The organism is Mycoplasma leonicaptivi ATCC 49890 (assembly GCF_000622205.1).
Classification (GTDB): Bacteria; Bacillota_I; Bacilli_A; order Mycoplasmatales; family Metamycoplasmataceae; genus Mycoplasmopsis; species Mycoplasmopsis leonicaptivi.
This window is the reverse complement of record NZ_JHWE01000036.1, coordinates 1-9,066: the sequence shown is the minus strand read 5'-3', so window position 1 is coordinate 9,066 and position 9,066 is coordinate 1. Positions and strand designations below refer to the sequence as shown.

Annotated in this window: 10 protein-coding genes and 1 rRNA gene; all 11 read right to left on the bottom strand. The window is 23.8% G+C overall.

Annotated features, from left to right (window positions below; all coding sequences use genetic code 4):
• Positions 1-232: 232 nt before the first annotated feature.
• The gene (locus tag BU00_RS05080; protein WP_156926427.1) at positions 233-376 is read right to left on the bottom strand and encodes a hypothetical protein; all 144 of its coding nucleotides are present in this window, start codon (positions 374-376) and stop codon (positions 233-235) included.
• Between the two features lie 283 nt (positions 377-659).
• A complete protein-coding gene (gene rsmI / locus BU00_RS0102510) occupies positions 660-1,382 on the bottom strand; it encodes a 16S rRNA (cytidine(1402)-2'-O)-methyltransferase (RefSeq protein ID WP_027121356.1) in 723 nt (240 codons plus the stop codon).
• The gene (locus BU00_RS0102505; protein WP_027121355.1) at positions 1,375-2,313 is read right to left on the bottom strand and encodes a hypothetical protein; all 939 of its coding nucleotides are present in this window, start codon (positions 2,311-2,313) and stop codon (positions 1,375-1,377) included. Before BU00_RS0102505 ends, rsmI begins: the two co-directional genes overlap by 8 nt.
• A complete protein-coding gene (gene tmk, locus BU00_RS0102500) occupies positions 2,306-2,962 on the bottom strand; it encodes a dTMP kinase (protein WP_027121354.1) in 657 nt (218 codons plus the stop codon). Before tmk ends, BU00_RS0102505 begins: the two co-directional genes overlap by 8 nt.
• A gap of 10 nt (positions 2,963-2,972) precedes the next feature.
• On the bottom strand, positions 2,973-3,557 hold the full coding sequence (locus tag BU00_RS0102495; protein ID WP_027121353.1) for a toprim domain-containing protein: 585 nt from the start codon (positions 3,555-3,557) through the stop codon (positions 2,973-2,975).
• Between the two features lie 6 nt (positions 3,558-3,563).
• On the bottom strand, positions 3,564-3,851 hold the full coding sequence (locus BU00_RS0102490) for a YbaB/EbfC family nucleoid-associated protein (protein ID WP_027121352.1): 288 nt from the start codon (positions 3,849-3,851) through the stop codon (positions 3,564-3,566).
• 19 nt (positions 3,852-3,870) lie between these two features.
• Positions 3,871-5,691: a DNA polymerase III subunit gamma/tau gene (gene dnaX / locus BU00_RS0102485; protein ID WP_027121351.1), complete on the bottom strand. Its 1,821-nt coding sequence runs from the start codon at positions 5,689-5,691 to the stop codon at positions 3,871-3,873.
• Positions 5,692-5,760: 69 nt separating this feature from the next.
• On the bottom strand, positions 5,761-6,534 hold the full coding sequence (gene rsmA, locus BU00_RS0102480; RefSeq protein WP_036458956.1) for a 16S rRNA (adenine(1518)-N(6)/adenine(1519)-N(6))-dimethyltransferase RsmA: 774 nt from the start codon (positions 6,532-6,534) through the stop codon (positions 5,761-5,763).
• Positions 6,534-7,349: a TatD family hydrolase gene (locus BU00_RS0102475; protein WP_027121349.1), complete on the bottom strand. Its 816-nt coding sequence runs from the start codon at positions 7,347-7,349 to the stop codon at positions 6,534-6,536. Before BU00_RS0102475 ends, rsmA begins: the two co-directional genes overlap by 1 nt.
• A 1-nt stretch (position 7,350) precedes the next feature.
• Positions 7,351-8,703 (bottom strand): tRNA uridine-5-carboxymethylaminomethyl(34) synthesis GTPase MnmE, encoded by a 1,353-nt coding sequence (mnmE, locus tag BU00_RS0102470; protein ID WP_027121348.1) that lies wholly within the window; start codon positions 8,701-8,703, stop codon positions 7,351-7,353.
• A 104-nt stretch (positions 8,704-8,807) separates the two neighbouring features.
• Positions 8,808-9,066, bottom strand: a 23S ribosomal RNA gene (locus BU00_RS0102465); the annotation flags it as partial.

Genomic DNA, 9,066 nt, shown 5'->3' with positions numbered 1-9,066 from the left:
AGTTTTTAGAACTCTTCCTACTGCAACTTTTGTTTCTTTATAATACTTTTTTTCTTTTATGTACTCTCTTTTTGTGACAACTTGAACATATCAAGCGTTTTTTCTTTTACTTATTTTTGCGCCAGTTGGTATTAAAACTTTTTTAAATTTTTCTATCATAAAATGTCCTTTTTTTATTAGTATAAGTATTATACTAAATTATTTTAAAAAACAAAATAAAAAAATATTTTTTTTATAAATTTTTGGTAAAAAACGCACTTTTAAAAAGTAAAAGTGCGTTAGTATAATAAATTACTGAAAGTTTAAATTGTATTCCTGTACTCTTATATTCTTCATATATTTTGTAAAATTCTTCTGCTTTTAAATGTTTTGACATATTTCTCCTTTTTTGATTTTTTTGAGGGGGTATACCCCCTCAAAGGTGTTAAAAAAGCTAACATTATCATGTTAACTTTTTTGTCCACCTTTATTTTGTGAAGTTTATTCTTTTATAATTTTGTATTTTTTATAATTAAAATTTCTCATTATCCTAATTTCCTTTTTATTCTCAAATTATATTATATTTTCAGGAGAATAATTTTGGTAAAATTCACCATATCAGTATAAAATTGAAAAGTATGAAAAATCCTGCACTTACAAAAGCAGGATTTTCTTAGATTTTAATTACTTGTTCTTTTATTGGTATATTTGTTAATTTTTACTTTTTTAATTTTTGGTATAAATAACGCTAAACTGTATTCACCCTTAATAGCATCCATATTTAAAAATTTTTCTATTAATGTTTCAACATCATCGAAATACCAAGTTTCATGTATTTTAGTTAATTCTTTTGCTAAACAGACTTTTACCTCTGTCCCCAAAACATCTTTTATGTCTATCAATGTATTTAGTAATTTGTGTGGAGAAACAAAAAATATATATGTATGATTTTCTTGCAATGTTTTCAATTCATTTTTTCTTTGTTGTGTTTTATCCTTTATAAAACCTAAAAAAGTAAAATTGTTACTAAATCCAGAACCAGTAAATGTTGTAATTACTGCTGAAACTCCTGGTACTATTTCAAGTTCAATATTATTTTTTCTAGCTAAATTAATTATTTCAAAACCAGGATCAGAAACAACCGGCATACCAGCATCCGATACAAGCGCTACATTATTCCCTTGTTCTATTAATTTAATAATCCCTTGTGCCGAATGAGCTTCTGTAAAAGAATTATACGTAATTAATTTTTTATTATATATATTGAATTTATCTAAAAGTTTTTTAGTAACTCTTGTATCTTCACAAGCAATTATTTCAACATTTTTTAGAGTTTCATGTGCTCGAAATGTTATATCATTTAAGTTTCCTATTGGTGTTCCAACTATGTAAAGTTTACTCATATAACCTCAGTATTTTTACTAATAAACTATTTTTTTGTAATTTAAAATTAGCATTTTTCTTAATATGATCTTCAAAATAAATAATGTATTCAACTAAAAAAAAGTGGTTGTTTTTGCCTTGATACAATGTTTTATTTATTTCTATTAATGCTTTTATATATTTATTGTTAAAAATATCAGTTTTGTTTAAAAAACCATTTTGTAAAAAGCATAATTTCAATAATTTAAAAATAAACTCATAATGTGGTTGTTTTTCTTTAATAATGTATTTGTTGAGTTCAATAATTAACTTATATAAACTATTTTTTTTATTATTTGCAAAAGATTTTAATATATCTATAAGGTTTGTAAAAATTTCTTGATATTCATCTGTATTAAATTGTTCAATTATTGATTCATCTCTGTATAAGTACATTAAAAAAATAAAAAAATCATCTGTTACATCTTTGTTTGTTTCTTGTAAAATAAACGAAAAAGGTGTTTTAGGAATTTTTACAATTTGACTTCTTGAAAGAATTGTAGGTAAAATTTTTTCTTTGTGCGAACTGCTTATTAAAATATATAAATTTTCTACTGGTTCTTCAATAATTTTTAAAATTGAATTTAGTGCATAAATATTCGAATTTTCAATATCTTTTATATATATAATAGTTTTTGTTTTTTTATTACTCAAAAGCGCTTTATTAAAAGTTTCTTCGATAAACTCCTTTTTTATTGATTCTTTACTGCCATCAATAAAAAATAGATTTTCATATATAGAATGAAAATCAATTTGCTTTTCGTTTAATAAATCTGATTTATTTATAATTATTTTGATAATATTTTGAATAAATAAATCTGATTTATTTACTTGATTGACATCAAATAAATATAAATGATTTAACTTATTATTATGTGTTAAATCTTTAAAGGTTTCATAAATATTATTCACCACTTATTTCCTTTAAATATTTTTTAAAACCACTATGATTTAAAAGTTTATTAAAAACATCATTTGTTACTTCTTCTGGTGTTCCCATTGCATCAACAATAATAAATCTTTCTCTATCCTCATTTATAAGTTGTTTATACCCATTATAAACTTTATGATGAAAACTAATATCTTCTTGTTCCAATCTATCATGTAATAATCTTGATTTTTGACGTCTTTGTAAGCATTGTTCAGGTGTTGCATCAAAAAATATAGTTATATTCGGTATTGCATTATCAATAATTAAATTTGTAAGGCTTTTAACAAAAGAATAACCTAAACCACGTGCAAAACCTTGATATGCATAAAAACTATCTATATAACGATCACATAACACTAATTGATTCTTTTTCAATCCTGGTCATATCACTTTTTCAAGATGTATTCTTCTACTTGTTGAGTAGAGCATTGCTTCAGCAACAGGAGATAGTTCACTTGTTTTATCAAGAATAATTTCTCTAATCCGCTCTGCTTCGTTTAAACCTTTTCCACCGGGTTCTCTTGTTAAAATAATTTTAAGATAAGGGATTTCATTGTGCAATTTATTTGTAAGTTCGTTTATTATAGTTGTTTTTCCGCTTCCATCTAAACCCTCAAATGTTATAAACATAATTTTCTCCTTATTTTCTATTTTTTAATGAAAAATTTAGTGTTATTTCATCTAAATAGTCTATTGATGCACCCACAGGAACACCTATTGCGAATTCTGATATATTATTAACACCTTTTTTAAGCAATTCTTTTTTTAAAATATTTTTTGTAATTTCACCACTTAGGTTTGGTGATATACCAAGAATTACTTCATCAAAATTTTGTGAATAATTTTTTAATTTATCAATATATTCTTGTGCTTCATTAAGGTTTTTTTCATCATCAAGTTTGTAAGGGAATATAAAATATTTACCTCTAAAAAAAGAAGCTTTTTCAATTTTATTAAGGTTTTGCATATTTTCTAACACTAATAATTTATTTTCTCTTGTATCATCAAAACATATATCACAATTTTCTTCAATAAAAGTTCTATTACAAAATTCACATATAACAGATAAAGATTTTATTCCCTTAATTTTATTTACAAGTAAATTTACATCTAAACTTGGTGTTTCTAAAATTCAGTATATAAATTTTTCAGCACTTTTTTTAGAAAAACCTGGTATTTTTGTTAAATTACTTATTAATTCATTTATTTTATCTGAATTAAACATAATTTATTAAAAAGGGAAACCACTTGGCATTTTAGGTGCTAATGATTTTTGTTCTTCTTCGATTTTATCGACTAATTCATTAAAAGCAACAATTAATAAATCTTCTAATAATTCTTTATCATCAGGATCAATTAAAACTTCATCTATTTCTACTGATTCAATTAACATATTTCCTTTTGCTTTTATTTTTACACCTTGTCTTTCTACGATAAAATCTTTTTTATTAAATTCATCTTGTTTAAGTTCAAGGTCTTTTTGCATATTTTTTAATTTTTTTAACATTTCTTGGTTCATAAATCATCCTTTTTTATTTTTAAGTATTAAATATTTTATTAAATTTTTCTAAATTACTACTTTCTTTTTTAGGTTTTATTGTTTTTAATTTTGAAGGATTGTGTAGAGTAAATGGTAATTTTGATATTTGATTTGAATAATTTTCTTTAAAAATTTGCCTGATTTCATTTTTTTCATCTTGCGTAATAAACAGAACATTTAAATAATCACAACAATATACCTCTGATAAATAATTTTGTAATTCAAAATCATACATCATTTCTCTTAGTTTATCAACTATTTGTTTATCTTCTGATTCAAAAAGTATTGTGGTGTTTGTAGCACACAAAATATTCATTTTATTAAAAAGTTCATCAAATTCAATATTAATTTTATCAATTACGCTTTTTGATTTAATTTGTTTAAATTCTGAAGTTTTAATATCAGATTCATTTTTTGTAAATTTAACATATAAAATTAAATTTAAAACATCAAGTAAATAATTTAAACCTTTTTTAATCTCGGGAACTTTTGTTTCTTGTTTTTGTTCAAATGATGAAAATGTATCTTCAGCTTCTTTAGCATTTGATAAATGATTTTCTACAAAATCATTTACTGGTGAATAATCATTATATTTTGGACTGTTTTGTAATTCAGTTGATTCTTGTTTAATATTTTTAACCGAAAAAATTTCTTGAATATTATTGCTAATTGAATTAACAGAATTATTTTTTGTTTGTTTATTTAATTTTTCCTTTATTACATCACTATTAATATGATTTTTTGTTTGTTTATTTTTTTCTATTTTATGAACAATATTAATTAAAGAAATTTCTAAAAGTTCAAAACTTTGATTTATTTTTGTTTGATTTAAGAAAACTTCAAAAAAACTATCAATTAATATTTTAGAAATTTCAAAATTAAGTTCAAGAGAAGAAATTGTTTGTTCAGATAATCATATTAAAAATTTTGATTGGTGTGTTTTATTATATAAAATTCATTCCTTTGTTATGTTTAATAAACCACTTTGAATATGAAAAGTTTCAACTCCTGAAATATTCATTTCATAAAGAATTTCGTTTATTGAGATTATATCCTGTTTAATAATAGCGTTTATTAATTCAACTAATTTATGTGTTGTAGCCATACCAAAATTTTGCTGAATACTTTGTATTGTTATTTTATTACCATTGAATGAACTTGATTGTTCTGAAATTGATAATGCATCTCTCATTCCGCCAGTTGCTAAAATCGATATCATTTTTAATGATTCGGAATCGTATGCAATACCTTCTGTATCAAGAACTTTAGTTAAATGTGAAATAATTTCTTTTTGTTCTATTCTTTGAAAGTTAAATTTTTGCACTCTTGAAAGAATTGTTAATGGAATTTTTTGAGGGTCTGTTGTTGCTAAAATAAATTTTATATGCTTTGGTGGTTCTTCAAGTGTTTTAAGCAAAGCATTAAATGCGGCTTTACTTAACATATGAACCTCATCAATAATATAAATTTTAAAGTTACTCTCGATAGGTAATTGCTCAATTTTTTCTTTTAAATATCTTATTTCATCAACACCGTTATTTGAAGCTGCATCTAACTCAATAATATCAAGTGAATCATTTTTGTTTAAACAATTATTACATGGTAATGTTGCATCGGAATTATGATTACAATTTATTGTTTTTGCAAAAATACGCGCAATAGAAGTTTTACCTGTACCTTTTGGGCCACAAAATAAGTAAGCGTGAGATAATTTATTATTTAAAATTGAATTTTTTAATGTTGAAACAATATTATTTTGACCTACAACTTGTTCAAATGTTTTTGGTCTATATTTTCTGTATAATGCTTGATATTCCATTTTTCTCCATTTATTTTTTAATTATAATAAAATTTATTAATGTTAAATGATAAAAAAGAAACAAAATAACTAATTTGCTTCTAATTCATTAAATAATTCAATAATTTCTTCTGTTTTTAACTGTTGTATTCTTAAATTTTCATTATATTTTAGCTTTTGAAAAACATTTTCTATTTTTTTTAAATCGTAAACTTGCTTTAATGAAAAAATAAGTTTTTTTCTACGATTTGCAAAACATAATTTAAAGAAATTTTTGTATTTTTGTCAATCAGAATCTGAAATATCATCCTTAAATTCTAGTGATAGTATTGCTGAATCAACTTTTGGAGCAGGTGAAAAACATTTTGAAGGAACAAAAAATTCAATTGCTGTTTTAGATAAAAATTGAGCACTTACTGATAACTTCGAATATTCATTTGTGTTATGTTTTGCGTTTATCCTTTGTGCGACTTCTTTTTGAACCATTAAAATTGCTTTTTTAATTTTATTTCTATTATCAAAAATCTTAAATAAAATATCAGTCGTTATATAGTAAGGGATATTAGCTATAACAATAGAATCATTTATTTCACTTAAATTTTGTTCTAAAAAATCACCAAAAATTAAATTAAAGTTTGATGATTGTATATTATTAGATAGTATCTCAACCATATCTTTATCAATCTCAAAAGCAGTTATTTTATTGTTTAATTTAACAAGTTCATTAGTTAAAGCACCTCTACCAGGACCAATTTCGATAATATCTAAATTAGTATCATTAAGTAAATTTATAATTTTTTTAATAATATTTTTATCAATTAGAAAATTTTGACCAAATTTTTTTTTAGCATAAACTTTTTTCATTATAAATTGAATAACTTTCTTGTGTTTTTATTTACCTTATCAACAAATTTATCCATTCCTATGTTTAAAAGTCCAGCTACATAGTAAGCAACATATACTATTGTATTAGGTTCGTTTTTTTCACCAGTATAAGGATGAACTCTTAAGTATGGTGAATCTGTTTCAATTAATAATTTATCAATAGGGGTGTTTTTTATAACTTCTCTTGTTTGGCTACTTGAACCAAATGTGCAAACACCACTATATGAAAAATATAAATTCTTATATGTTTTAAATTTATCTAATCAAAATAAATTACCAGCAAACGTATGTAACATACATTTTGTATTAGGGTATTTTTTAAGAATATTAAAAACATCTTCATAAGCATTATACTCATCTTCTTTATCTCTTATATGAATTACAGCAGGTAAGTCATATTTATTTGCAAGTTCAATTTGTTGCTCAAAAAAAGCAATTTGTATTTCTTTTGCAACCGAGTTTTCATAGAAATAATCAATACCAATTTCACCTATCCCTTTAATAAGTGTGGGATTATTACTTATATGTTTTTCTACTTCATTTTCTATTGAAATAATAGAGTTTTCTATTAATTGTTCTGGATGCACACCAATACAAGGTAGTAATTTAGGAAATTTTTTTGATAATTCTATAATCTCAAGATTTTCTTTAATGTGTCCACCGTTATTAATAAAATAATCAACACGATTATATTCTGATGCTATTAAAATTTCATTAATAATATCATCTGAACCATAATAAGATGAATTAATATGACAATGAGCATCAATAAATTTATTAAATTTTTTGGACATATTATTTACCTAAGCAAAAATTAGAAAACATTACATCAAGTAAGTCTTCTCTATTTGCATTTCCTTTTATATTTTGTAACGAATCTCATGCACTGTATAAATCAACAATAATTACATCATAAGTATAACCATTTTGAATAGAAATTTGAGCTTCTTTTAAATTGTTTAGTGATTGTTTTATTAATGAGAGTTGCCTTGTATTTGAAAAAATTCTTTCATCAAAAATATCAATATTTTTAAAATCTTTAATCAAGGCTTTTTCTAACTCAGATATTTCTTTATTTAAAGCAGAAATATTAATTATTTCACTTTCTTCAGATTTTTTTAAATCCATTTTATTATTTACTTTAATATAAAATTTATTATGTTTTTTTGATTCTTTTTCAATCATTTGATCATATTCATTTTCTGTTTGATATGGATCAATAACATGAATAATTAAATCTGATTCATAAATTTGTTTTAAGGACTTTTCAATACCGATGCTTTCAATTATTTCATTTGTTTTTCTTAAACCAGCAGTATCTATTAATTTGAATAATATTCCATCAATTTGATATGATGCTTCAATAATATCTCTTGTTGTTCCTGCTATATCAGTTACAATAGCTTTTTCTTCTGATAATAAAGCATTTAAAATACTACTTTTACCAACATTAGGTTTTCCTAAAAGAGCAACTTTTACACCTTCAAAAATATATCTACTGTTTTCAGAAATTTTTATTATTTCATTAAGTTCATTCGTTAAATTTATTAATTCTTCAAGCATTAATTGATTAGTCATTTTCGTTACATCTTGGTATTCAGGATAATCAATATTTACTTCACATATACCAATTAAATAATTTATTTTATTTGCAAAATTATCAATTAAGTTGCTTGTTTTACCTTTGAACCTACTCACATGTGCATTAGCTTGAACTAAGGTTCTTGAAAAAATCAAATCATGTATTGCTTCTGCTTTTATTAGATCCATTTTTCCATTTAAAAAAGCTCTTCTTGTGAATTCACCTTTTTCCGCCATTCTTGCACCATTACTTAATAAAAGTTCTAATATTTTGTTTGTGACTACTATTCCACCATGACAATTAATTTCAATTATTGGTTCACCTACAAAGTTATTGTAAATAATTTTATCTTCTTTTTGTTTTCCTAAAAACCACATAACTAAAACTTCATCAATCAATTGATCGTTATCATAAATATGGCCGTATGTTATATCGTGATCTGAACCAATTTTGCCTTTATAAATTTTTTTAAAAATATTAAATGCTTCGAAACCACAAATTCTTATTATAGATATTGGTTGATTTATTCTTGAACCAGAACTAATTGCTGCTATTGTATCGTTCATTTAACCTCTTTTGTAAAATAAAATATAAAAAAAGCCCTATAAGGGCAATGTTCTCTGAAAACTGAATAGTAATTAATAATTTATTAAAATGTCTTGAATACATTTCTTTTAAACCTATCAATTTATTAGTAATGGTCAGCTGAATGTATTACTACACTTACACTTCCATCCTATCAACCTCGTAGTCTACAAGGAATTTCAAGGGAATACTTATCTTTGAGGAGGCTTCCCACTTAGATGCTTTCAGCGGTTATCCTTTCCGTACTTAGCTACCCAGCTATGCTTCTGGCGAAACAACTGGAACACCAGCGGTACGTCCACTCCGGTCCTCTCGTACTAAGAGCAGCTCTCATCAATATTCCA